General features: G+C 33.1%; 23 protein-coding genes and 2 riboswitches. Of the genes, 21 read left to right on the top strand and 2 right to left on the bottom strand.

What is annotated here, in order from left to right; genetic code table 11:
• Nucleotide 1 precedes the first annotated feature (1 nt).
• The 20 genes from ACIPKN_RS03665 to ACIPKN_RS03570 all read left to right on the top strand — a co-directional run bounded on the left by ACIPKN_RS03665 (nt 2) and on the right by ACIPKN_RS03570 (nt 19,294).
• Complete coding sequence (locus tag ACIPKN_RS03665; RefSeq protein WP_400933495.1) at nt 2-1,252, top strand: methyl-accepting chemotaxis protein; 1,251 nt, start codon at nt 2-4, stop codon at nt 1,250-1,252.
• Between the two features lie 228 nt (nt 1,253-1,480).
• On the top strand, nt 1,481-2,950 hold the full coding sequence (locus ACIPKN_RS03660; RefSeq protein WP_400933493.1) for an amidase family protein: 1,470 nt from the start codon (nt 1,481-1,483) through the stop codon (nt 2,948-2,950).
• A gap of 87 nt (nt 2,951-3,037) precedes the next feature.
• A riboswitch (cobalamin riboswitch) is annotated at nt 3,038-3,221 on the top strand.
• Between the two features lie 178 nt (nt 3,222-3,399).
• Entirely contained in the window at nt 3,400-4,314 is a 915-nt protein-coding gene (locus ACIPKN_RS03655; protein ID WP_400933491.1) for a tyrosine-type recombinase/integrase, read from the top strand.
• Nucleotides 4,315-4,328: 14 nt separating this feature from the next.
• Nucleotides 4,329-4,472 carry a hypothetical protein gene (locus tag ACIPKN_RS03650; protein ID WP_400933489.1) on the top strand — a complete coding sequence of 48 codons (144 nt, stop codon included), beginning with the start codon at nt 4,329-4,331 and terminating at the stop codon, nt 4,470-4,472.
• Nucleotides 4,473-5,272: 800 nt separating this feature from the next.
• Nucleotides 5,273-5,497 (top strand): hypothetical protein, encoded by a 225-nt coding sequence (locus ACIPKN_RS03645; RefSeq protein ID WP_400933487.1) that lies wholly within the window; start codon nt 5,273-5,275, stop codon nt 5,495-5,497.
• A 427-nt stretch (nt 5,498-5,924) separates the two neighbouring features.
• Nucleotides 5,925-6,224 (top strand): hypothetical protein, encoded by a 300-nt coding sequence (locus ACIPKN_RS03640; RefSeq protein WP_400933485.1) that lies wholly within the window; start codon nt 5,925-5,927, stop codon nt 6,222-6,224.
• Between the two features lie 137 nt (nt 6,225-6,361).
• Complete coding sequence (locus ACIPKN_RS03635; protein WP_400933483.1) at nt 6,362-7,459, top strand: sigma-70 RNA polymerase sigma factor region 4 domain-containing protein; 1,098 nt, start codon at nt 6,362-6,364, stop codon at nt 7,457-7,459.
• Between the two features lie 318 nt (nt 7,460-7,777).
• Nucleotides 7,778-8,182, top strand: a complete 405-nt coding sequence (locus ACIPKN_RS03630) for a hypothetical protein (protein ID WP_400933481.1) — start codon at nt 7,778-7,780, stop codon at nt 8,180-8,182.
• A gap of 101 nt (nt 8,183-8,283) precedes the next feature.
• Nucleotides 8,284-9,150 (top strand): SU10 major capsid protein, encoded by an 867-nt coding sequence (locus ACIPKN_RS03625; RefSeq protein WP_400933479.1) that lies wholly within the window; start codon nt 8,284-8,286, stop codon nt 9,148-9,150.
• A 277-nt stretch (nt 9,151-9,427) separates the two neighbouring features.
• On the top strand, nt 9,428-9,616 hold the full coding sequence (locus ACIPKN_RS03620; RefSeq protein ID WP_400933477.1) for a hypothetical protein: 189 nt from the start codon (nt 9,428-9,430) through the stop codon (nt 9,614-9,616).
• A gap of 37 nt (nt 9,617-9,653) precedes the next feature.
• Nucleotides 9,654-10,643, top strand: a complete 990-nt coding sequence (locus ACIPKN_RS03615) for a helix-turn-helix domain-containing protein (RefSeq protein WP_400933475.1) — start codon at nt 9,654-9,656, stop codon at nt 10,641-10,643.
• A 318-nt stretch (nt 10,644-10,961) separates the two neighbouring features.
• Nucleotides 10,962-11,516: a nucleotidyltransferase family protein gene (locus ACIPKN_RS03610; protein WP_400933473.1), complete on the top strand. Its 555-nt coding sequence runs from the start codon at nt 10,962-10,964 to the stop codon at nt 11,514-11,516.
• 153 nt (nt 11,517-11,669) lie between these two features.
• Nucleotides 11,670-12,050, top strand: coding sequence for a hypothetical protein (locus ACIPKN_RS03605; protein ID WP_400933471.1), 381 nt, complete (start codon nt 11,670-11,672; stop codon nt 12,048-12,050).
• Nucleotide 12,051: 1 nt separating this feature from the next.
• Nucleotides 12,052-13,641, top strand: a complete 1,590-nt coding sequence (locus ACIPKN_RS03600; protein ID WP_400933469.1) for a terminase large subunit domain-containing protein — start codon at nt 12,052-12,054, stop codon at nt 13,639-13,641.
• A gap of 93 nt (nt 13,642-13,734) precedes the next feature.
• Nucleotides 13,735-14,040 carry a hypothetical protein gene (locus ACIPKN_RS03595; RefSeq protein ID WP_400933467.1) on the top strand — a complete coding sequence of 102 codons (306 nt, stop codon included), beginning with the start codon at nt 13,735-13,737 and terminating at the stop codon, nt 14,038-14,040.
• Between the two features lie 61 nt (nt 14,041-14,101).
• Nucleotides 14,102-15,427 carry a phage portal protein gene (locus ACIPKN_RS03590; protein WP_400933465.1) on the top strand — a complete coding sequence of 442 codons (1,326 nt, stop codon included), beginning with the start codon at nt 14,102-14,104 and terminating at the stop codon, nt 15,425-15,427.
• Nucleotides 15,428-15,957: 530 nt separating this feature from the next.
• Nucleotides 15,958-16,296, top strand: a complete 339-nt coding sequence (locus tag ACIPKN_RS03585; protein ID WP_400933463.1) for a hypothetical protein — start codon at nt 15,958-15,960, stop codon at nt 16,294-16,296.
• Between the two features lie 11 nt (nt 16,297-16,307).
• Nucleotides 16,308-16,913, top strand: a complete 606-nt coding sequence (locus ACIPKN_RS03580) for a hypothetical protein (RefSeq protein ID WP_400933461.1) — start codon at nt 16,308-16,310, stop codon at nt 16,911-16,913.
• Nucleotides 16,914-17,054: 141 nt separating this feature from the next.
• Nucleotides 17,055-17,936, top strand: a complete 882-nt coding sequence (locus ACIPKN_RS03575) for a hypothetical protein (protein WP_400933459.1) — start codon at nt 17,055-17,057, stop codon at nt 17,934-17,936.
• 163 nt (nt 17,937-18,099) lie between these two features.
• Nucleotides 18,100-18,283, top strand: a riboswitch (cobalamin riboswitch).
• Between the two features lie 246 nt (nt 18,284-18,529).
• Complete coding sequence (locus ACIPKN_RS03570; protein WP_400933457.1) at nt 18,530-19,294, top strand: hypothetical protein; 765 nt, start codon at nt 18,530-18,532, stop codon at nt 19,292-19,294.
• A 184-nt stretch (nt 19,295-19,478) separates the two neighbouring features.
• Here the strand turns inward: ACIPKN_RS03570 and ACIPKN_RS03565 are convergent, their stop codons facing one another.
• Entirely contained in the window at nt 19,479-21,419 is a 1,941-nt protein-coding gene (locus ACIPKN_RS03565) for a GTP-binding protein (RefSeq protein ID WP_400933455.1), read from the bottom strand.
• Between the two features lie 466 nt (nt 21,420-21,885).
• Nucleotides 21,886-22,308 carry a hypothetical protein gene (locus ACIPKN_RS03560; protein ID WP_400933453.1) on the bottom strand — a complete coding sequence of 141 codons (423 nt, stop codon included), beginning with the start codon at nt 22,306-22,308 and terminating at the stop codon, nt 21,886-21,888.
• Nucleotides 22,309-22,606: 298 nt separating this feature from the next.
• Here ACIPKN_RS03560 and ACIPKN_RS03555 point away from each other — a divergent pair, with 298 nt between their 5' ends.
• Entirely contained in the window at nt 22,607-24,595 is a 1,989-nt protein-coding gene (locus ACIPKN_RS03555) for a S9 family peptidase (RefSeq protein ID WP_400933451.1), read from the top strand.
• The last annotated feature ends 131 nt before the right edge of the window (nt 24,596-24,726 follow it).

Genomic DNA, 24,726 nt, shown 5'->3' with positions numbered 1-24,726 from the left:
TATGACTTTACGGAAAAGAAGTATAATTTGCTTTTCTACTTTAAATGTTCTTATGGGTGTTATTTTAATTATAGACCTAGCAAATTTAACTTCATTAAAATGGCTATCCACTTTATTAACAGTAATAGGAATTACTATGACATTATCGTGTATTTTCTATGTGAAATTTAAAATTATTAAGCCTATTAATCAATTAGCTGAATCCGCTCAAGCAATTGCTGATGGAAATTTAAGTACTGCTCCGATTGAAATTAATTCCAATGATGAGGTATCAGACTTAGCTAAAGCGTTTTTAAAGATGAAAGAACAATTACATACAATGACACAAAAAATTGCAAGTAGTTCTACAGATTTATCAGCGAGCATAGAGGAGCTATCAGCAAGTACAAATGAAATTACAGATGCAGTTAATGAAGTTGATTCACAAATGGAGAATACGACTGAGGGTCTTAAGAAAGCAGCACAATCTGCAAATGAAAGTGCGATTGCTATGCAAGAAACTGCAGATGGCATTGAACGTATTACTGTGGCAACGCAAGATGTATTTGATCATGCAAAAGAAGCAAATGACATCGCAGGAAATGGTGCGGAAATTTTACATGTAGCTAAAAATCAAATGGAGTTTATTTCAACTTCTACTGAAAAAACAAGTGAATTAATGCAGCAATTATCAAGCAAAATGACTGATATCAAGTCTATGACAGACATGATTACGGCTATTACTGATCAAACAAATTTGCTAGCATTAAATGCAGCAATTGAAGCAGCGCGTGCTGGCGAGCATGGTAAAGGCTTTGCAGTAGTCGCAGAGGAAGTTCGAAAATTGGCAGAGCAATCTAAGCATTCGGCTATTCAAATTGTCGAGCTTGTAGTTGGAATAGAAAGCGATACAAAACAAGTAGCTACCTCTGTTGAAAAGGACTTGAAAAATGTTCAACAGGGCGTCTATGTCATTGATGAGGCTACAAAGTCATTCGGTACGATTTCTCAGCACGTTAGTAAAATGACGAACCAACTAGAGGATATTTCCGCAACAGCAGAAGAGCTTTCAAGTAGCGCGAATGAGGTTACAAATTTAGTATCGACAATTGCAAACGGAATGGATAGTTTGTCTAATTATACAGGGGTCATTCTGCAGTCTGTTGATGAGCAAAGTGCCTCCATGCAAGCGGTCAACATGGTGGTGTCGCAAGACTTATGTGTACAAGCTGAAAATTTACAAAAGCTTACACAGAGATTTAGTGGACAATAATTGAAAGAACTATATTACCCATAAAAAAAAGGCTATTTTGCAGGAATAAATTTTCTGCGAAATAGCCTTTTTTTATCAAGTGCATTGATTAGCGTAGAGCCGAAAATTAAATATTAAATAAGCCGAAAAAATCGGTTGTTATCGTTAAAAGTACTATGCTAATCATAAATAATTTAGGTATAAGTTTACCTTTTTGGTATAATATTGAAAGAAGGGTAGGGAATATGAATGGGGATAAATTTTAATAGCTTTCTTAAAGAAGAATTGTCAGTAAATGATATTCAGACAGCAATGGAACAAGGTGATATAACATCAAAAGAATTAACTATGTATTATTTACATAGAATTGCTAAGTATGATCAAGGTGGACAGAAAATTAATTCTATGCTTGAAATTAATCCTGAAGCGATATTTATTGCTGAAGCATTAGATGAGGAAAGATTAACAAAAGGGGCTAGAGGGCCACTACACGGAATTCCGGTGGTTTTAAAAGATAATATCGAAACGAAAGACTTTATGCACACTAGTGCAGGTGTAATAGCATTAGAAAATTATTTAGCAAAGCAGGATGCATTTCTAGTAAAAAAGCTTCGTGAAGCAGGGGCTGTTATTTTAGGAAAAACAAATATGACTGAATTAGCAAACGGTATGTCGAGTACGATGTGGGCAGGCTATAGTTCTCGAGGTGGACAAACACTTAATCCTTATGGTGATCCAGAACTTTATGTGGGAGGATCTAGCTCAGGATCAGCGGTAGCAGTTGCAGCGAATTTTTCTGTTTTATCAATTGGAACTGAGACAGACGCTTCGATTTTAAGTCCAGCTATACAAAATTCAGTAGTTGGCATAAAACCGACTGTTGGGCTCATTAGTCGACAGGGCATTATTCTGTTTACATACTCTCAAGATACAGCAGGATCAATGGCTAGAACTGTAACAGATGCAGCTATTTTATTGGGCGTATTAACAGGAGTAGATCAAGACGACGTCGCTACATATAAAAGTGAACAAAAGTTATATAAAGATTACACCAATTTTTTAGATGCAACTGGATTAATTGGTGCTAGAATTGGTGTTTATAATAATGCCTCAAAAGATTATTATGACTCAGTGGAATATGACGGAACACTTTTTAATAATGCCATTCAGGTTTTGAGAGAGCAAGGAGCCGTTATTATTGAAGGCGTCGAAATCCCTTCTTTTCATAGAGACTGGAAATGGGGAGTACCGCAATACGAATTAAAGCATAGTTTAAATAATTTTCTTGTAAATCTACCTTCCCAAATGCCTGTCCATTCTATTTCTGAGTTAATTCAATTTAATAAACGATCAAAAGGAAAGTCGTTAAAATATGGTCAGGATAAATTGGAATCGAGAGAGAAATTATCGAATACGTTAAGAGATTCTGACTATTTAAATGCAAAACTAGAGGATTTGTATTTTTCTCAAGAGCAAGGAATCGATTATACATTAAAAAAATATGAATTAGATGCGATTATCTTTCCATCATATATAGGTTCAACAATTAGTGCGAAAGCTGGATATCCGTCTATTGCCGTCCCAGCAGGGTATATGAAAAATGGGAGACCGTTTGGGGTAACATTTGCAGGAACTGCATTTAGTGAGGATGTACTAATAAAACTCGCATTTTCATTTGAGCAAGCAACTAAACTACGAAAAGCTCCGAAGTTGTATTAAGATCCAACCAGACTCAATTGACTTTAAAAATACAGTACTTTACAATTAAAGGTAGGGAACTCGGTATTTTCCAGTTTCTTAACAACTGAATAGCGTGGAGTAATAGGTGTAAATTGCGTGCAATTTACTTAAAAGGGAAGTCGGTGCAAATCCGACACTGTCCCGCAACTGTAAATGTGAGCGACTTTTCATATACCACTGTTTAACGACGGGAAGGGGAAAGGTAGCGATGATCATGAGTCAGGATACCTGCCTATTATGAGTACACACCATAACCCTACGAGGAAAGCATTTTTTATAAGGAATGGTGATATGCTACAAACGTTATTATTGTAAGATTTTTAAATATTTATATTGTATTTTAGGATAGTGGTGTCATATAGCCCTATTTCTAAATAATATAGACACTTTCTTTGGATTGTTAAAATCTAAAAGGAGGTGTCTTTTTTGTGTTATTAAAATTTGCTATTCAGGATTTTTTAGACGAAAAGGAACTGCAAAATCTAAGCAAATATACATTGCAAAGTTATAAGGCTTTCTTTAGAGAATTTAAAAGGTGGTTATATGAAAAAGAGATAGTTGATGTAGATGATATTACACCTTCTATTATCAAAAGTTATTTACTTTATTGTAAAAATGAACGCGGAAACTCAGCACCTACTATAAATACAAAGCTGAAACACTTGAGAGCCTTTTTTAATCATTTACAAGATAATGAGTTTTTGTTGAAAAATCCAATTAACAAAATAAGCAAGATGAAAGAAGATACTCAAATTGAGGTATTTACTGATGCTCATATCAGAAAAATGTTGGCTTATTACAGGAGGGTAAAAGGAAAGGATAAGCAATTTTTAGCGTTTAGGAATAGTTGTATCATCACAACATTGCTAGGTAGTGGTATACGAATAGGGGAGTTATTAAATTTGCGGTGGTCTGATATTGATACAGAAAACTATTTAATGACTATCTACGGTAAAAATCGCAGACAAGAAACAGTTCCACTGACATCTAAAGTTTTACAGGAATTACTGGAATATAAGTTGTATTGTGAACGGCATTTTGGAACATTATCAAGTTTTGTATTTGTGAAGTATAACAATACACAAATGACTTATGATTCGATAAAAAATATGTTTAAAAAATTACAAGAGGTCATGAATTTTAGTGATGTACGACTATCAGCACATACATTTAGGCATACATTTGCTCACCGTTGTTTAATAGCAGGAATGGACGTATTTACGCTTCAAAAAATATTACGTCATAAGAATTTAAGTATTACTGAAAAGTATTTAGCTTTGTGGGGAACTGCTTTAAATGAACAAAACGAGAAATACAATCCATTAAATGATTTTGATTTATAGGAGGAATAAGGTAAATGGACATGAGAGAATTAAGTCTTTTAATAGCAAATGAATTCACACAATTAGAGAGTGAAGGAGAAGCATTGACACTAAATTTCCTAACTGGTGGTGAACGTCAGGATAACAACGATAATGATCGTGTAGATTTAGCAGTTTAGAGACCACAAAATTGTGGTAGTTGATTTTAGGCATAAGAAAAGGGAGGATGCGCTAACATCTTCCCTTAACTAAATACGATTACACTAAAACGTTTCCCGACGTAAGTGTATTACTAGAGTTCATTATATCGAAAAAAATTCGATGATGCAACTTCTATTTAATGCACCCTTTTTTAAGTGTAGTCCGTCTTGGTTGCCCAATAACAGACGTTAAAGACACTGGAAAGGTTTGTCGTACCGTTGCAGAAAAACGACTAGGATACTGCATAACTCTTTGCTTGTTTAGAGTGTATCTGAATTGGTGAGAGCCACCATTAAGGGCTAGGAGGATTACAGGGTTACTACGGTAACGGTAATCATAATCACGCTAGAATCAATTGCAAATAGCACATATCGGACTGTAATGTTATGAGATTATGAGAAATGAAAATTTCCTACGAAACAAGACGATACAGTAACCTCATGCAACTCCATGACGTTGAAAATCGGTAGTTACTTATTGTCTATTACTCTAATTTGAGTTTTAGATAGTAGGTAACAACTTTGCGTCCATTTCCTAAAGCAGACAGCCATTCTGTTGAAAATTGGTCATCTGTTGTCAAGCACGTTATTTAATATATTCTAATTAATTTTAAGCACAATAGCGTACAGGACGATAAATACATCATGAATTATTAAAACGTCTAGAATCAATTGGAAATAATTAAATAGTTGTATATGAAATAAAAATAATATACATTAGATGGAATTTAAGATGCAATTTGGAATTAATAATAATGTAAATAGGGGATGATTAAAAAATGTTAGGATTTTTAAAACGGAATTTATATATTGTTGATCTAAGTTTATCAGATGGACGTAAGGTGCAAACTTTAGTTAAGGCATATAGTATTCATGGAGCGGGAGCAAAAATGGCAGATATAATAAATAAACATAGTTTCTTGACTACTGATATGGAAATTGTTCCACGTGCACAAGTAACTTCATTTTCAATACCAAGGTTAAAAGAAGATAAGAGTAAATAATATTAAGAGTTGATTTATAGAATTGATTAATTCAATCTATGAGTTGACTCTTTTTATTGTTATTGGATTCATAGGAATTAAATATACTAGAGTTTTATAGTAACTAGATAAATTGTAAGGAGATTAATTAAAACGTCTAGAATCAATTGGAATTAATTAAATATGAGATGGTAGAGGATACATTATGTTTTATTGGGGAGTAGAGTGCAGCACTCTTTACATATCTTTTTGGGATGATAATTTTAGAATCAATGGAATAAAAAACCAAATAAACACTTTACATTAAGCTGTAAGTGTGATAGATTAAAAATGCCGATGGACATATATTATTGTGTAATTTACTTATTATTATATTACCACCTGAAGATTATATCCGTCAACATATTTTATGTATTTTATTATTTAATTTTAAGGAGAGAGTTCAATTATGACAAAACAAATGAACGCACTAACAGATCAAGACATGTTTGTAAAATTAGAAGTAGGAGTATTTGTAAAAGGTATGAGTCCATTTGATTTACAAACTTTTTATTCTGGGCTCATTCACAAAATAAATATAGAAACTTATAAAGGTAGAAAAATTAATCCAGAAGTTTTAGATTCAGAAATTACTAGCATTGTAGTAATTGATGATGATGAAAATGAACGTGAGTTTATAGATAAAGGAGGAAAATTAAAATTAACAGAACAGGAAATACAAGAAGCTATCAAAAAAAAGATTCATTAGCCAAGCAACATTCAGTACCTACTCTTAATTGAGTGGGTACTTGTTAAAAAATAATTTTAGACCTTCACTAGCTACTTGGGTAGTTTCGCATTATTATTTGGGTGAATACAAAAAATAAAAATATTGGAGGAAAAGGAATGGTTAAAAATTTAAAGGAAGCATTACAAGCGTACAGACAAGTAAGCACGAAAGAGGAAAAGGAGGATGTACTATATCATATTTACGATACAAAAATTATAGAGGAGATGAACGCTTATGATAAAGAGCCAGATAAAATTGTTCAATTAAGATTTAAGATTGAGTCAATGAACAAGGTACATAACTATATCAATAAGCTATATAGCGGTATCCATCGTAGAGATTTAGATTCGTATGTTTTAGTAGCTGTATGGAAAATTTTTGATGAGCGTGAAATTGATTTTAGCCTTACAGATAGACAAATTGAGGTTTGGTTTTTTAAAGCATTAAGTGGGCTAGTAAGCAATCAAATTAAAGCAGAACGGGAAAAGCAAAAGATAAATGTTCCTGAACATATTGTATACAAAGATGATAATAATGGAGATGCTAGTTTATACGATCAAGTTGCATTAAGACAATATAATGATGAGCATATCCAATCTTCATATGATTTATTTGTTGAAGCGATTGGTGGATATGAAGAAATTCTTTCAAAACCTCAATTAGTGCCATTCACTTTAAAGAGGGCTGGATTCACTGAACAAGCAATAGCTGAAAAATTAGGATGCAGTCAACAAAACGTAAATAATTTATTAAAGGCAGCAAACAAAAGAACCCGTGAAAAATACATAGATTATAAATTAACGCAGATAGCACATAAGTCACCAAATACCATAACAATAATTGAAAATCACATACATAATTATAACAACATTATCCATTGCGGCGACATTGATAAGTTTGACTTCTTTAAATATACATATAAGTTTTTACAAGATAATTATAAATTTTATAACGAACATAATGATAAATCGTACACAGTATTTGATGTAATATTTGATAATTTACGCAATAAGGAACACAACTTATTTGATGATGTAGTTGCTAGCTTTACAAATGACAAAATTACATTTACAGGTCGTGAAAAGGATAGAGTAGTAAATATAGTCAATCGCATACTAAATCAATACATAAAAGATACATATAAAGCAGTTGGAAATATTGCAAGAGATGTCACATATAATAATTTAATTGTTGAAAAGTTTTATAAAATGTAAAAAATGTTTAAATTTAGGTTGTAACTAAACTGATATATTAGTGAGATATATTTTATGTTGTCATAAGCATATTTCTTTTTCCTCTTTTGAGAGAACAGGGTTGTCCACATAGCCTTGTTCTTTCTCTTTTTTTAGTAAATTATCAAATATTTAACCTATTAATAATTTAATTGATTCTAATTGATTTAAACGTCATAAACAGTTAGATGATAAATAATACTAGATTGGTTCTATAACATCTATATTAATACGCTACGTATCTAAAAATGGATGCTAGTGTAATTTTAATATAAAAAATAAGTAAAGGAGAAATTAAGCATGGAAGAACAAACAGAAGTAACAGTAGAGGATCAACAAGTAGAGCAGACTGCTAATGATAGTCAATCAATTGATGAATCAGAGCAATCACAGGTAGATAATACTAACGCTTTACTTGAGCAGATTGAACAACAGAAAGCAGAGTTACGAGCATTTCAAGTTGACAATGCACTAAAGGATAAAGGTTTAAGTCCATTTAAGTCAATTTTTGATGTATTTGCTAAACAAGACGTAACGGTAGAGGAGCAAGTAACAGTAATTGAACAGGCAGTTAATGCAATCTTAATGGAGAAAGCATATCAACCAAAAGAGGTAGCTAAACAACAAGCTTATGAGCAAGCTATTAACGATGGTGATGTTAATTCAGCAATTAAATTTAAACTATCAAAGTTTTTCGGTAAGTAAGAACCAACCACCACAAAATTGTTGTCGTTAAAAGTAGTACCAATCTCCAAGTTGGGGACACCCATACATAAAAAACACAAAAAGAAAGAAGGAAATTATTCATGATTACAAGTACAAACGGATTTACAGCAACAGAAAGCATTTCATTGTCACAAGAGTTAGCTTTATTAGGAGTACAAGATACACCATTCTCATCTTTATTACTGTCAAAAGGTATAGAGAAAGCAATGTCAACTGTCTACACATGGAAGGAAAAATCACTTGCTACAGATGGTGAAACAGATGCGGTAGAGGGTGCAGATACAACTACATTCCAACAATCATCAAAACGTGAAATTAGTAATATTCTACAAATCTTTAAACGTGCTGTGCAGATTTCGGGTACTGCTGAAGCAATGCAGTCAGGTAAATTTAGTGAAGAGGTAAGCGATCGCCTTTTAGAATTAAAGCAGAAACTAGAATCTGTACTAATCAACGGTCTTAAAAAGGATGGTTCAAAAACACCGTTTATCCGTCAAATGTCAGGTTTAATCGAGTTTGCAGATAATACTAATGCTAAATCTAATACAGATGTAGAAGCATTAATTAAAGAAGGTATGCGTCAACTTTGGAACAACAAATTAACGTCAGGTACATACTATGCATTTGTTAATGCAGATGTAAAAGACAAAATTGACGCTATTTACAAAGAAAAGTATTCATACACTCACAAAGAAATGAATTTCGGATTATTAGTTGAGTCGATCAATACGAATTTTGGAACAGTTAACGTTGTACTAAGTCGTGATATTCCAGCCGATAAAATTGTATTATTCAATGACTCATACGTTAATATGGCAGATTTACGTCCTGTTACATTTGAGCCATTAGCAAAAGTTGGAGATGCAACAAAAGGTCAAATTGTCTGTGAGTCAACATTAGTTGTACGCAGTCCAAAAGCAGTTGCTGTATTAACTGTAACAGAATAATTAATACATACATAGTTAATTGGAGTTCGCAATTTTGTGGACTCCTTTTTTACTATATGAAAGGGATGAAATACATGTAATGACGAAGGATGAATTATATCTATTAAGACGTAAGAAGAAAATATTGCTTAAAGATATATCAAATCATATCGGTATTAGTATTGCTGCCTTGAGCAGATTTGAAAATAACATACTTAAACTAAGCGTTGATAAAGAAATTCAATATAAAAATTACATAATCAATAACTAGATAAAACAACATGGAGGAAATTAATCAATGAATACAGAGCCAAGATTTTTTTATTGCTATAACAAGGATTTATATGAATTTATAAAATTGAGAGATATTCGCTATTTAACTAAAGCAAGACGATTAGAGAATAATGACATCTTTACAATGTACTTGCAAACAGATGAATTAACAAAAGCGATTAATGAATATAAAGAGACACGTACATACAACTAATACTTAAAACTAAGACGATTGAATGGAGATAAGACTAATGAAATTAAAAGAAAGCTTACAACAGTACAATTTATCAGTAGCAATACCGAATGAATTATTTACTCAACTATTACAAATGAAAGAAGATAAGGAATTGAAGCCAGTACATATTGGTTTTACGTATTCCTATATCTATTTACAAACATACATGTACCGTTATTCAACTTATAGCACATATGTACCTAGTGTAGAGGAAATTAAAGAATTATTTGGATATAATCCTGCTGAACAACGTGTAAATTATATAATCAAAAAGAATGGCTTACTAGAAAAAAAGAACATCCTTACTACCACAAATGAATTCCCTGTAATTTCTGATATGGTATATGACGAGTATGGTATTGATCGTGTACCAAAAATAACGACAATTCAAGAATTTTGTAATGAATATGAATACGAAACTGTAGATGAGTGGAGAGGACAGATGGGGATCACTCGTAGAACAACATGTAAGTATCCAGTATTCGGATTTGAACGTTATCCTGAAGAAGATGAAAATGGTGTTTACTATGAAGAAGGTACATTCTTTAACATATCAGATACAACTATGATTGATATGGATACTTTCCTATTCTGTATGTCTACAGATGATATTGGTGTAAATGGATTCTATGTATATGCTTATTTATTAGATAAAAGTAATAAATTTAACGGTGATTTTAACGCTACATATATGCGTATTGCTAAAGAAACAGGTATAGGATTAAATAGTATTACAAATATAATGAATGCATTACGTTCACATAATCTAATTACAACAGTACATAATGTAGAATATTTCAGTTTTGCTGTTCCTAAGAAAGATAGAGTACCATCTACACATAAAGTAAATACGAGTGCTGACTTTTCAGCCGACAAGATTGAATATGAGAAACTTAAATTTATATCTGATAAATGGTACAAAGAAAAATTTAAAGATAAATTTAAAAATGAAGATACATTTACACATGATGGAATTGATATAGATATTAGCGATTTACCATTTTAAACTTGTATTTTTCTAAAACCATACACTTTTAACTATATATATAATATACTTTGACTTTTATATTATTATTCTATATATAAGTAATAAATAAGAAATGGAACATATATTATATATATTATTAAAATGGTATGGTTTTAGGATTTCATAGTTTAAATAGCTAATTTAGTCGTAACTTAAATGGTGATGACCTTAATATGTTATTCAACTAACGGGGCAGATTAGTTGAATAAGATGTTTCGGATTGGAAAGTTAAATTTACATAAAGTTTTACGTTATAATGTTCAAGAAAAAAGCAGGTTTGAATAAAGGAGAATTGATGTGACTAATTACGAAACGCAGTTGATAAATATTATCAAAAATGACAAGTATATAATCTCTATTTTAAAAAGCGTTGAGAAACTAAATTTAAATGATGCTTGGGTTGCAGCTGGACTCATTAGAAATAAAGTGTGGGATGTTTTACATAACATCAATACACCTATAAATGACATTGATGTTATTTATTTTGACAACATAGATACTTCGTGGGAAACAGAAAAAGATTTAGAAAAAAAATTAGAAATTTTAATACCTAACCAGCCGTGGTCGGTAAAAAATCAAGCACGTATGCATTTAAAAAATGGATTTGATTCTTATAATTCTTCCTTTGATGGTGTTGCCCATTTTACAGAAATACCAACTGCAATAGCTGTAAAAATATGCAATAGTGAACTTAAAATAATGGCTCCATACGGACTGGATGATTTGTTTAAAAAGATTGTTAAACCTACTCCATATTATCAAAATAATAGCAAGTTACGTTCAATATATATTGAGCGTATGCAGGAGAAAAAATGGCATGAAATTTGGATTGATTTATCTGTAGAAGTTTGATTTTATTCTGCTTTAGTTGAATAAGATAGACAAACCAGAAGCAACAATCTTTGAGAAAACAGCCTTACTAAAATAGTAAAGACTATAGCGAAAGTATCACTAGGGTGAGTCCGAAAATGGACTTGCTTTTTTATTTGAGGAGGAAATTAAACAATGAATATATATGAAGCATTAAATACAGTGTCATGGAAAAAGAAAGAGTATTTTTTATGGAAGCATAATTTATCAGTCTTGCGTGAAATACCCCTGACTGAAGAAGAACTATGTAAATTAATTAAATCAAAAAGTTTAGCGTATATGAAACGGTGGGAGCGTGATGAATCCTATCATGCTCTAGTAAATATAATGATAGAATCACAAGCAGGTAAGGACTTAGAAGATGTATATTCAATTGTAAAAGAAAAAGCCCTTACAGGTGATGAAAAGTCAATAAAATTGCTATTAGATTTACAAAAACAGGTACAACAATATAACAAGCAAGCGAATAAGGGTAAGCAGACTACTAATACATATGATGATCTGGAGTTAGATTAAGATGAATATAAAGATTAAAAAAGTTTTTGATAGTTTCCCATTGTTTGCGAAGAATTTTATTTACATAACGGATAACAACAATTATATCGTCAAATTTGACTTAAACTCTGCACAGTTAGAAATCAATGAATTGATGCAGCATAATAGGTTTATTAATGTTTTAAAAGCCCGACAATCTGGAATCAGTACATTCGTGCTTGGTCGAGCGTTACATAGAGCGTTGACGAAAGAAAATGAGAATATCTTAATTGTTAGTTACAAATCAGACAGTGCAGTTGCCTTATTTGAGAAGTTGAAACAGATGAATGATTATATCCCTAGAAATAAGTATCCTGATTTATTTCCTAAAGTAAAGCGTGATAATCGAGATGAATTAGTATTTTCTAATGGCAGTAAAATCAAATCATGTACCTCGGGGAACAAAGATATAGGTAGGGGTTCAACATACACTTACATACATCTTTCTGAATTTGCATTTTATAGTAATCAAGAAAAGCAACTATTATCTGTGGAACAGTCACTTGCAAAAGGTGAGCATAGTCAATTAACAATCGAATCAACTTCAAATGGCATTTCTAACCACCACTATCGGATCAGTATGCAGGGTTTAAAAAATAAGTCGAAATTCGTTGTCTATTTTGTACCTTTCTTCCATAAACTTTATGAAAAACAATTTGCACATGATTATGCAGAGAGCGTGGAATGGTGGAAGGCTAATAATAACGGTAAAAAGTTAACTAAAAATGATTTAGATGACGAAGAACTAGCCCTACATAAACTAGGGGCTACATTAACTTGTCTATGTTGGCGCAGATATAAGATTTTAGATATGGAATCAGAACAAGACTTTTATCAAGAATATCCAAGTACGGCTATCCAGTCATTTCTCAATTCGAATGGTAATGCAGTCTTCGATCAAACTAAGGTATTAAACCGATTATCTTATGCAAAAGAGCCAATTCCTAAAAATGAAGTACGCTCAAACTTACATGAGAGCATTCGACAATGGGCTAGTAAGGGAATTATATTGTTCGATTCGCCACAAGTGGGGAAAAAATATTATTTTGGTATTGATACAGCATCGGGTTCAGGTGGAAATAATGACTCATCTACTATTATTGGTTTTGATGAAGATGGACAACAAGTATTAACTTTTGAATCAAATAAAATAGCAGTATATGAATTTGCGGAGTTAATTAACGAGTTAGGACGTTATTATAACTACGCTTTTTTAGTTGTCGAGAGAAATAGTTACGGCTTACCTGTTATTGAACGATTGAGAAAAGAGTGCGGATATGAAAATATGTACAAACAAAAAATGTTCGATGAACGAGGGAAGAAAAAACTTCAACTAGGTTGGGTTACTACTCAATCAAATAAGGCTATTTTTATTTCTGACTTCAAAGAGCAATTCGAGAAGGGTTTAATTAATATTGAATGTAAGCAGCTATTACAACAGATGCAAATGTTCATTGAGAATAATGGGAAATTAGGTAATAAGCGAGGGAATACTGAAAAGAATCATGACGATTTAGTTATTGCTGCTTGTTTATCTGTACAAGGAATGAAAGCAAGTAAATGGTATGTCTGATTTAAATGGAATAATGTTCCGTTTAGGTTTGGAAATTAAGAGGAATTATCCACCTATATGTCGAATGTAGTAGATAGAAAGGAGGTATTTAAGTTGAATATTGAACAATTAATTCAAAGAGGTTTAGGTTTTAAAGGGAATATTAATAAAACAACTTTTACTAATTTTAGTGAATGGACTACTGAATGTACTTTATATTTACAAGATAAATATAATTCAAATGATAGTACTAAACAATTCATAGAAAAGTCCAATAGCATTATTGATATTTATCTATCAGAAGAAATAGTTTTAGAAGATACTTTAAACTATATTATAGGTTTATTACAAGGTGTAAAGAATCATGAAGAAAAAAATAGTGAGCAATGGGATAACTTCTTCGAAGAAATAAATAAGTAATATATTAAACACTCTCATTAGTGAGGGTGTTTTTTATTTTATCAAAGAAAGGATGTAGAAAATGAATTTAGAAAACTATATTGCAGTCAAACATAAAAATAAAGCCACATGGTTTATTGATGAAGCTACTTCATACGAGAATCAGAGTCGTATATTAAACGTTGTGCAGATTAAAGATTATTTGAACGGTGAGCACGAAATATTAAAGCGTCCGAATTACAAATATAACGGTGAAGTTGTAGAGCCTAGACGTATCGTAATTCAGATGGCTAAAACGATTTTAAACTTTAAGGCACAATATCTACTTAAAAATCCTGTCAATTTGATAGGTGATGAATCGATGGTTAAAGAATTTAATAAGGTAAATAGGTTAGGTCGTTTCGATGATGTAAATGTTCAAATTCTTTTACAGTTATTAAAATTCGGGGAAGTATCAGAGTACATATATATTGATAAAAATAATCGCATCCAATCTAAACTAATTTCTGGAGACAATGGCATACCTGTCTATAACAATTACAATGAGATGATTGCTTTTATTGAGCATTATACTTTTGATGGGATTACATACTACAACCTATATACAGATACGAGTGTACAAGAATGGTCAAATGAAGGTGGGAAGACTAATAAGCTAGGGGAAAGTCCATCGTTAAGTGGTTTGCCTATTCATTACAAAACTTTACACGAATTAAGTGATCGTATTGGTAAAAGTGAGTTGGACGATTATCAAAATATTTTAGATAACATGGAAGATTTGCTTAGTAAATATACAGACAGCATGTATAAGTTTCTAAATCCGATACCAGTGGTAAAAGGTCAGCAACTTACTAATGGCTCGATACCAAAGGAAATTGTAGGTGCGGGTCTCACATTAGATGACGGTAGTGATTTTGAATTAGTAAACGGTCAATTAGATAGTAAGTCATTTGATTTAGTTTATAAAACGCTAATGCAGACCTTACTTGATGTATCGTCAACTCCTGCCGTTTCTATGAACAAGACAGATATTAGCAATTTAAGTGAAGTATCCATTAAACTTTTATTCTCATTAGCGGATACACAAGCAGGAGTAAATGAAACTTACCTCAGAGATGGATTTTATCAACGTTGGGAAAAGGTGCAGCGTTTATTGAAATATAAAGGTATTACTATTTTAGATGAAGAGATGGTATCACTTGAGTTTAATTTCCAATACAATACTCCAAGCAATCATAAAGAAATTTTGGATAATATGAAAACTCAATTCGATATGAACGCTATATCATTAGAGACAATTATTGAACAATCACCATACGTAAATGACACAATGAGAGAGTTAAGTCGGCTTAAAGGTGTAGAGTATGATACAGCAACAGATGATAGTAAGATACATAATATAATTTAGTACGTTAAAACATGAAAGTGAAGTATAAGAAAGGGGGAAATGGTAGTGTACAAGTTGATATGAAATGTAATAGTGACAAGGGTTTATGCTTTATAGTGTATATGCTAAAAAACTCACGCTCTGTTATATATAATACGCACACGTACACATCATCCCTCGCTTAAATATAAAAAAACAATGATTAACCTTGAAATATAGTTAAATAATTAGCTATCTACTTACTTTTAGTAACCAACTTATTTAATTGTAGATGATGTTAAGAAGGGAATAATGAGATTAATATTTATACAATTATATACAACATTGATACTCAACTTTTATCGTATTAATTTATGTGTGCAGAAGCTATACAAACGTAGTAGTACCAACGTTTTATTGTGCTAAAAACAGTTTTAGTTTACATAAGATAGGTTATGGGCAGTTATTGATATATCAACGTTTATAAGGTATTTATATATTGTATGTACAAATTGATAATTTATGCAGTATAAAACAGTGCATAAAACATTGAATATTAGGAAGGTGATTGAATGAATATTAACAATTTAGAACGATTAAAAATGGATATTGAAGGTATAGATATAGAAGACGAAAAGTTGAGCATATATCTTGCAGAGAATGGACTACAAGCAACTGATACATATAATACAAATGATACGTCTAACTTGAAAGGTATCTATGCTACTGCTCTCTCAGTGTTAGAAGGACTGGCTAACAACCCTACGATGATGAAGGCTATTAAGCTTGATGATATGACAGTGAGTGAGTTCAGCGACAATATAATGAAGCGTATAGATCAACTGGACAATAAGATTAGACAGATTAAAGTAAACAATAATAGTAGCAGTACATTCCTTTTATACAATTGAGAGGTGATTAAATGAAGTTATTAGATGATCAATTAATTCAAGATACGATAAGATCAATTCAAACTCAATATCAATTTAACATTTACGAGGAAAATCCATTTTCGATTAATGCAGTAATAACTAATGCTACGTTTAGTCCTAATTCCGCGTATCATATCCATTCATTAAGCTTATTCCATTGTGGTGATTATACTAAGATTAATCAAGATAGCGACAATATTTACATGGTTACGTCTGACGTATTAGAATTGCGTGGTGGTAAGTTTAAAGCTACATTAGAATATTGTAACTATTCGATACCTAGATATGAAATAGAACAAGTATTAATTGGATATGACAAGTTAGGTAGACCAATATATGAAGAAAGAGAAGTTTTAAAAGGTTATATTCCTTCTATTTTAAAATACAAAGATTTTTCAATCTCATCTAATGAAGCGGTTAATCTAAATCAACCTATTTATGAGATTACTGTTAGAGATAATGAAGCAAGTAAGGAGTATTTTGGATTAAATGAGGATACATATGCTAAAGTAATTGTTTATGATGTGAGTTATCGCATAATTAATGTAGATTACAGCAAGCAAGGATTAATACGGATTAGATTAGAAAAGTATTGACAAGAAGCGGATACCCCTAACTTTTTATTTTGTACGCTACCATATCAATTTTCACACGCCCATAAAAAATGGTATAATATTCATGTTTAGTTAAATGTGTAAATGATAAGAAATGAAACAATGGTTAGAGGAGTGTCTTAAATGAGTGAAACGACAGGAATAGTTCAACCTGATGAAGCAACTGAAAATAATAATTCGAGCCAAGACACTAAAAAAGCAATAAAAGTAGGGCTAATAATGCCTATTGCTGAAATTGTGGGGCTAAATGAACATCATTGGGAAGATGTAAGAAGGATTATTCGTGAAGCATTAAAGGATATTGCTGAATATGAAGTGGATATTAGATTAGTAAGTGATTCCGATGAGGTTAGAGTAATTCAAAGTAATATTGTTCGTAATATATACTCTGATGAAATAGTTATTATTGATGTTAGTGCAAAAAATCCAAATGTAATGTTTGAGTTTGGTTTGAGGTTAGCATTTGATATGCCTTTTGTGGTTATTAAAGATGACGCAACTCCATTTATTTTTGATACAGGGAACATACAACATTTGGAATATCCGAGAGACTTAAGATATACGAAAATTGAAGAGTTTAAACGTAAGTTAAGGCATAAGGTTATTAGTACCCTAAAATATAAAGAGGAAAATCCAAATAAGAGTTTATATCTTGAAGAATATGGAAACTTAGTGCCGAAAAAGATTAATGAAGTAGAAACTGATATGGGAACATATATGAAAAAGATGGTTAATGAATTAAAGTTCTCTTTAAATTCAGAAAATAAACCTGTAAAAATAAATGAACATCATTTAAGAAGGGAAATTAAAGAGATTTTATATGAATATGAATCTAATTTAAATCAGGATGTTCTTGCTGTTGGCGTATCTGAACTAAATGAATACGTTATTAATAATATAGGTAATATCGGTAACTATTTATCGAAATATACTATTCAATCTTACGTTAGGGAAATTTTAGAAGGTTTAGAGAAAGAAAGATTTGTAGACTCATTACCATTTTAAGAAGTGAAGGAGGTAGGGTAAAGGCTCTACCTCTTTTTTTATTTGCAAAAATATAAAGAGAAGTTAAAACTTACCAACATCAATTGACTTTTAATCCACACACCTTTACAATTGATTTTAATGATTCAACAGGAATGTGGAGTATTTTAAATATCTCACAACTGAATAGCGTGGAGTAATAGGTGTAAATTGCGTGCAATTTACTTAAAAGGGAAGTCGGTGCAAATCCGACACTGTCCCGCAACTGTAAATGTGAGCGACTTTTCATATACCACTGTTTAACGACGGGAAGGGGAAAGGTAGCGATGATCATGAGTCAGGATACCTGCCTATTATGAGTACACACCATAACCCTACGAGGAATAGGAGGTGGCATGTTGACAAAACAGAATGCTCTGTTCGTCACTGTACGTCAAACGCCCAAAATAAGAGGAGGTATTAGCTATCGTGCTAATTCTTTCATATTTGGGCATTGTTTGACGTTATATGATGAACGAAAAAGATAGAATGAAGGATTTCCTCGCTTTAATAGGAAATCCTTTTTTTACTGATGACTTCCGTTTTGAAAATATGTACGAAAAGAGGATGCACGTATGACGAATATTCATGTATGTACAGCACAGGAATCGCAATATGTAGATATGAAAATTTGTAAGCTGCCACGCATTGAAGCTACTAAGAAAGCTACAACAAGAATGGCTGTAGAATCACTTGTCGACCAATTAATAGCTAGCAAACTAATTAGTAATGAACGATTGTTTGAGCAAATTTTATATAACAAAGATATTATTTGGATTCAAAATGGAAATTTTAATGGGCACCTTTTTGCAAAGGCGGATACTACAGATCAACTTAAAACAAAAACAAATAGTTTTATGATGTATATGCCGACAAATCCAATTATCTATGAGGTGAACGGTGAGCATCATCATTTAATTACACGCATTGATTCGACTCGTGCAAAGCCAAATTTAGAGCGACTAGCCCAAGCTCCTAAGCCAATATTAAGTGCTGCTCGAGTCAATGATTTATTATGCTCAATAGTGATGCGCTTTTATGGAACATATTTAGAGGATTTATCACAGGTAGCTCCTAAAAACAAACAACTGATTAATTTTGTAGAGCGCGAGTATCATCAATTTTTAGAAGCTGTGAAGGAACTAAATGAATATCATTTAAACTGGCACCCACGTGGTAACGGTCATGAACTATTACTGGAATTAATTGATAATTTACAACTTTTGAAAAGTCGACCTGGCAAGGTTTTAATTGATTTCTCTAATCCCCATAGCTACGTTGTTGTGGACCCTTCATATCGCATTTTCAAACAGGCACAGAAAACAGTGCAAGCTTTGTAAATTAATTTCGTGCTGGGTGAAGGGAATATCAGCGAATGGAGGTGGAATATTCGCGGAGGCAGAGTAACTACTCGAGCGGAGCCAGAATACTCACGGAAGTAGGGAAATCCTCGCGAGGAGCCAGAGAATACCAACGAAACATAAACAGGACATTGATAGATAATCATGTCCTGTTTTTATGATTTCAGTCAATACAATGCATCGTCGCCTCTGCCTCATGCCATGGAACGGAGTAACCTTTGCCTTTTGCGCAAAAAATACTAGAAGATGTATATTCGGGATCGGCGTTTTTATCGTAGCCAATTTGTGCAATGATATCTTCTGTATTGTGACACACATCATAACCATCAAATTGGAGAGAAAGTACGCCCTTACCATTAGTGTAGGCGGCAAAGATTGTACTGTAGCTCATAAATGTTGCGACAGGAGCGCGGCCAGTTAAAATCGCATCATGTTCAGTTAAGATTGGCGCGTCAAATGTACCAGCAGCTTGTTGAATATCGGTCATCATCCGGCCAATAAAATCACTTGGAGCTTTAAGTTTAAAACGGTAATACGGCTCTAGTAATACATTTTCTGCTTGCTCCAGCCCTTGCCGTAATGCTCGGAATGTTGCTTCTCGGAAATCGCCACCATCTGTATGTTTAATATGTGCGCGTCCTGTCAAGAGAGTGAAGCGAATATCTGTCACAGGGAAGCCAGTTAACAACCCATGATGATCGCGCTCGAATAGATGTTTTTCAATGAGTCGTTGATGCCCAACCGATAAATCATCTGCATGACAAGCATTGACAAATGTATGACCAGTACCGCGTGTATTTGGCTCCATCAATAAATGTACTTCTGCATAATGCTTTAAAGGTTCAAAATGACCATAATCTGTCACCGTTGTTGCAATCGTTTCCATATATAAAATCTGTGGTTCGCTAAATAAAATGTCTAGCGAGAAGCGTTTGTTCAGCACGTCGATAAGAACCTCGAGTTGGATGACACCCATAATATGTACATGAATTTCTTGAAATTTTTCATGCCATAGCACACGTAATGATGGTTCTTCTGCTTCAAGTGTGCGGAAAATTTTTAAAACTTCCTTTATATGCTGATCGCCTTCATATTGTACTTTTGCCTGTAAAGTCGGTACTAACTCATAGGGCTGCGGGTTACCTGAAAAACCAATGATATCGCCGATGTTTGCTTCGCTAATCCCTTTTACTGCGAAAATCTCCCCAGCCTCGACCTCTTGAACTGTTACATAACGGCTGCCATTGTAAAGTCGAATCTCAGTTACTTTTTCTGTTGCATCTTCAAAGGAAAATTCATCACGCACATGTAACGTTCCTTGCAATGCCTTGATAAAAGTTAAGCGTTGATGCCCATCATGACGAATTTTAAATACTTCACCTTGGAACGGAGCTTTGTTATTAAAATGTGTTTTTGTAAGTAGGGGGAGCTGTGCTAAAAACTCCTTTATCCCAATATCTTTTAAAGCAGAGCCTGTAAAACATAAAAAGGCTTTTTCCTGTTTAATCATCGTATGTAAACGAGTAAGGCAGCTAGAGCAATCCAATGTTTCATTTAGAAAATCGTCGAGAAGCTTTTCGTCACGTTCAGCAAGCCACTCCATCATGCGATTTGAAACATAGTCTGAACGGAGCGGTTCATCTACGAATAATACATCCTCAGAACAGTCCTTTTGAAGCTGTACCATAACGGCTTGAACATCTGCCCCTTCACGATCAATTTTGTTAATAAAGAAGAAAGTTGGGACGTGGTATTGGCGTAAAAGTTGCCACACTGTTTCCGTATGACCTTGTAGTCCTTCAACCGCACTTACAATAATGATGGCAAAATCCATAACCCGAATGGCACGTTCCATCTCTGGTGAGAAATCTACGTGTCCGGGTGTATCGATTAACGTATATGTATCATTCTCAATCGTCATGCGACCTTGCTCCGCAAAAATCGTAATGCCTCGCTGACGCTCCAACTCATGATTATCTAGAAATGTGTCCTGGTGATCCACTCGTCCACGGGCTTGAATACTGTTTGTATGAAATAGTAACTGCTCAGAAAATGTTGTTTTTCCTGCGTCCACGTGAGCGAGTACCCCGATTGTTACATGCATAAAAAATCCTCGTTTCTATTCATTCTTTTATCAATATTGTAACAGAATTACCCTACAAGATTACGAGTAAATATATACGACTGTGTCTATGCCTATCAAAAAGAGGGGCTTACCAATGAGAGAAAAGCACAAGCCGAGACTTTGTTCGTAAAAAAGGGTAAAAGTGCGCATATTGAAGGTATTTTAAAGAAAATTATTAGTCTCGATTAAGAACATTCTCGCCCTAATCATCCCTCTTATAAATTTTACCGCAGAAAAAAATTGCTGATAGGAGACCTAATCTAGACCATTATGGGAGTGATTTCCGTTACGACTGGGTGCTTTCTTGGGGACGTACTTGGCTCTCAGTGGCGCAAGAAGCGGAGATAAGCTTTTGCATTATCATTAAAGGTAGGAGTTCTGTCATTTATCTAAAAGTATTGTTGAATTGTTTGATTTCAAATATCAAGTGATAGATAAAAAATCTTTAATCTCGTTCCGCATACTTGCCGTCATTTTGAGGGGAATTTTCTAAATATGAAAAATATGCTTGAAAGACTTTACCGTTTTCAACTTTATATACATAAAGTACTGTTGGTTCGTCAGCAAATTTAACTTTTATTTGGTATCCAAATGCCGTTGTTAATAATTCTTCTTTATCAAAACTAGTTTCCCAAGATGCATTTGGGTATTTCTTTTCTAAATGTTCTTCAACCATTTGAGTATATTTATCATATGTTGCGTTCTGTATATGTGGACGAACAGTTAGGAATACTGCATAGCTTAAAAGGATAATAACTATAAAGGTATACAAAATTTTTTTACCTCTTTTTCTAAAAAAGAATGAAATCACAAAAAAGAAATAAATAGATCCAATCACAAAAAATAACTCTATTGCTTTTATAGCCATAAAAACACCTCCTGATTGAATAATTTTTCCATTTTTATTTTAGCACATGTAATATACAATCACCCTAAAAGTTGAGGTTAATAAAAGTTCTCACTGGATGAATTTGACTTACTACTTATCAAAGGTTCTAAAGTTTCGCAACCTTTTGATACATCGCGGTCACTCATTGTTATTCTTGCTACTGTTAAATCCTCTCTCTGATAAAAAATAATTTCTTCTTAAAAGGAGGAATAATACTTAGAGTATTTAAATATTGTACTATGTAATGAAACTTCAACACAAAGGGGATTTTTAAAATATGACTTTGAAACAAGGGATTCAACCAGAAAATTTATATCAATTAAAATCAGTGGCAGATCCACAAGTATCACCTGACGGAACAGAAGTAGTGTATATAGAAACGCATATTGATGAGAAGAAAAAAGACTACGTATCTAATTTATTTTACATAGACTTGAATGAAAAAAAGCCTCAACAATGGACATTTGGTGAAGATAAAACGAGTTCGCCTGTATGGTCACCAGATGGCAGTAAAATTGCATTTGTATCAACGAGAAAGGGTAAGCCACAAATTTTTGTGCTTTCTAAAGCAGGTGGAGAAGCGAAACAAGTTACTCATTGTAAAAACGGTGCGACATCACCTGTTTGGTCTCCGTGTGGTAAGAATATTGCATTTTCAGTAAAGCTAGGTGAAAATGAAAGCATTTATGATAAGGCTGAAAATGATAAGAAAGATGATATAGAACTTAAACCACTTGAAATAGAAAAAATGAAATATAAATCAGATGCAGCTGGGTTTATTGATATGGAGCAATTTTCTCAAATTGCCATCGTCAATCTTGAATCTGGAGAATTAGAGTTAGTTACGGAAGGAAAACATAATTTACAACTTTGTGCATGGTCTCCAAACGGGAAATATCTTTCTTACATTGCTGACTTAGCAGAGGATTTAGATTTTTCATTCGTGGTTGATATTTACTTATTGGACTTAGAAACAAAACATGGTCGCAAGCTTACGGAAGGAACGGGGGTGTTTTACCAAACTTCATGGTCCCCGAATAGCCGCTACGTAACTTATGTTGGAAGTGAACGAGAATTTGAAAATGCGACACAAGCAAAGTTATGGATTTATGATTTGGAAAATAACAATACGACATGTGTAACGAGTGAATTTGATGCGCCGGTCGGTGATTTTGTCGTCGGTGATTTCCTTCAAGGTGTCGTTGCTCCGCGTGTACAATGGCTGGAGGATAATAAAAGCTTTTACTTCCAAGTGACTGATCACGGAAATACAGCGATTTATTTTGGTAATCTTTCTGGAGAATTATATCCAGCGATTCATGATGATCAATACGTATATGGTTTTTCGCTTGATCAAAAAAATGATAAAGCGGTAGTCGCAATTAGTAGTACTACAAATCCTGGCGATCTATTTTACGTAAATTTAAATACTGGTGAACAAGAACAGCTTACGAAAGTTAATGAAGAATTTTTAAAGACGAAAGAATTGTCTGTTCCTGAAGCAGTTGAATATGAAGGGGCAGATGGCTGGAAAGTAAGCGGCTGGATAATGAAGCCTATTGGCTTTAAAGAAGGGGAGAAATATCCACTTATTCTTGAAATCCATGGTGGACCTCACGCTATGTATGCCAACTCATATTTTAACGAATTCCAAATCCTTGCTGCACAAGGTTATGCGGTCCTCTATACGAATCCTCGTGGAAGCCATGGATATGGTCAAAAATTTGTTGATGCGGTTCGTGGTGATTATGGCGGTAATGATTATAATGATCTCATGGCTGCTGTGGATTTTGCATTGGAGCATTATGATTTCATTGATAAAGACCGTCTAGGAGTTACAGGTGGGAGCTATGGGGGCTTCATGACAAACTGGATTGTCGGACATACAAATCGTTTTAAAGCTGCTGTTACGCAACGTTGTATTTCTAATTGGATTAGCTTTTACGGCGTAAGTGATATCGGCTATTACTTCAATGACTGGCAAATCCAAGCGGGACTAGACGATATAGAGAAGCTTTGGAATCATTCGCCACTTAAATATGTTGACAATGTGGAGACGCCACTGTTAATTTTACACAGCGAAAAAGACTATCGCTGTCCGATTGAACAGGCAGAGCAATTATTTATCGCCTTGAAACACCGTAAAAAGGAAACTAAATTTGTGCGCTTCCCAGAATCCAATCACGAACTTTCTAGAAGCGGAAAACCAGCGTTAAGAATCAATAGATTAGAATATATTAAGGATTGGTTTGTGAAATATCTATAAATGAAATATTGGTGGCTTAAGAAGTGAAAATACTTCTTAGGCCACTTTTATTTTATAGTTACATTGAGAGGGAGAATGCTTTGTAGTAATCAAGTGTAAAGTGATAATAAAGTTATATAATTTTGCTATAG

It is taken from the genome of Lysinibacillus sp. NPDC086135, from assembly GCF_044746345.1.
Classification (GTDB): Bacteria; Bacillota; Bacilli; order Bacillales_A; family Planococcaceae; genus Lysinibacillus.
The sequence above is the reverse complement of the archived record's forward strand: the minus strand, read 5'-3'. Positions and strand labels throughout refer to the sequence as shown.

Bases quoted from the DNA above. Each gene is read 5' to 3' on its own strand.
- ACIPKN_RS03665 (WP_400933495.1), top strand. From the start codon at position 2: ATGACTTTACGGAAAAGAAGTATAATTTGCTTTTCTACTTTAAATGTT.
- ACIPKN_RS03660 (WP_400933493.1), top strand. From the start codon at position 1,481: ATGGGGATAAATTTTAATAGCTTTCTTAAAGAAGAATTGTCAGTAAAT.
- ACIPKN_RS03650 (WP_400933489.1), top strand. From the start codon at position 4,329: ATGGACATGAGAGAATTAAGTCTTTTAATAGCAAATGAATTCACACAA.
- ACIPKN_RS03645 (WP_400933487.1), top strand. From the start codon at position 5,273: ATGTTAGGATTTTTAAAACGGAATTTATATATTGTTGATCTAAGTTTA.
- ACIPKN_RS03640 (WP_400933485.1), top strand. From the start codon at position 5,925: ATGACAAAACAAATGAACGCACTAACAGATCAAGACATGTTTGTAAAA.
- ACIPKN_RS03635 (WP_400933483.1), top strand. From the start codon at position 6,362: ATGGTTAAAAATTTAAAGGAAGCATTACAAGCGTACAGACAAGTAAGC.
- ACIPKN_RS03630 (WP_400933481.1), top strand. From the start codon at position 7,778: ATGGAAGAACAAACAGAAGTAACAGTAGAGGATCAACAAGTAGAGCAG.
- ACIPKN_RS03625 (WP_400933479.1), top strand. From the start codon at position 8,284: ATGATTACAAGTACAAACGGATTTACAGCAACAGAAAGCATTTCATTG.
- ACIPKN_RS03620 (WP_400933477.1), top strand. From the start codon at position 9,428: ATGAATACAGAGCCAAGATTTTTTTATTGCTATAACAAGGATTTATAT.
- ACIPKN_RS03615 (WP_400933475.1), top strand. From the start codon at position 9,654: ATGAAATTAAAAGAAAGCTTACAACAGTACAATTTATCAGTAGCAATA.
- ACIPKN_RS03605 (WP_400933471.1), top strand. From the start codon at position 11,670: ATGAATATATATGAAGCATTAAATACAGTGTCATGGAAAAAGAAAGAG.
- ACIPKN_RS03600 (WP_400933469.1), top strand. From the start codon at position 12,052: ATGAATATAAAGATTAAAAAAGTTTTTGATAGTTTCCCATTGTTTGCG.
- ACIPKN_RS03590 (WP_400933465.1), top strand. From the start codon at position 14,102: ATGAATTTAGAAAACTATATTGCAGTCAAACATAAAAATAAAGCCACA.
- ACIPKN_RS03585 (WP_400933463.1), top strand. From the start codon at position 15,958: ATGAATATTAACAATTTAGAACGATTAAAAATGGATATTGAAGGTATA.
- ACIPKN_RS03580 (WP_400933461.1), top strand. From the start codon at position 16,308: ATGAAGTTATTAGATGATCAATTAATTCAAGATACGATAAGATCAATT.
- ACIPKN_RS03575 (WP_400933459.1), top strand. From the start codon at position 17,055: ATGAGTGAAACGACAGGAATAGTTCAACCTGATGAAGCAACTGAAAAT.
- ACIPKN_RS03570 (WP_400933457.1), top strand. From the start codon at position 18,530: ATGACGAATATTCATGTATGTACAGCACAGGAATCGCAATATGTAGAT.
- ACIPKN_RS03565 (WP_400933455.1), bottom strand. From the start codon at position 21,419: ATGCATGTAACAATCGGGGTACTCGCTCACGTGGACGCAGGAAAAACA.
- ACIPKN_RS03560 (WP_400933453.1), bottom strand. From the start codon at position 22,308: ATGGCTATAAAAGCAATAGAGTTATTTTTTGTGATTGGATCTATTTAT.
- ACIPKN_RS03555 (WP_400933451.1), top strand. From the start codon at position 22,607: ATGACTTTGAAACAAGGGATTCAACCAGAAAATTTATATCAATTAAAA.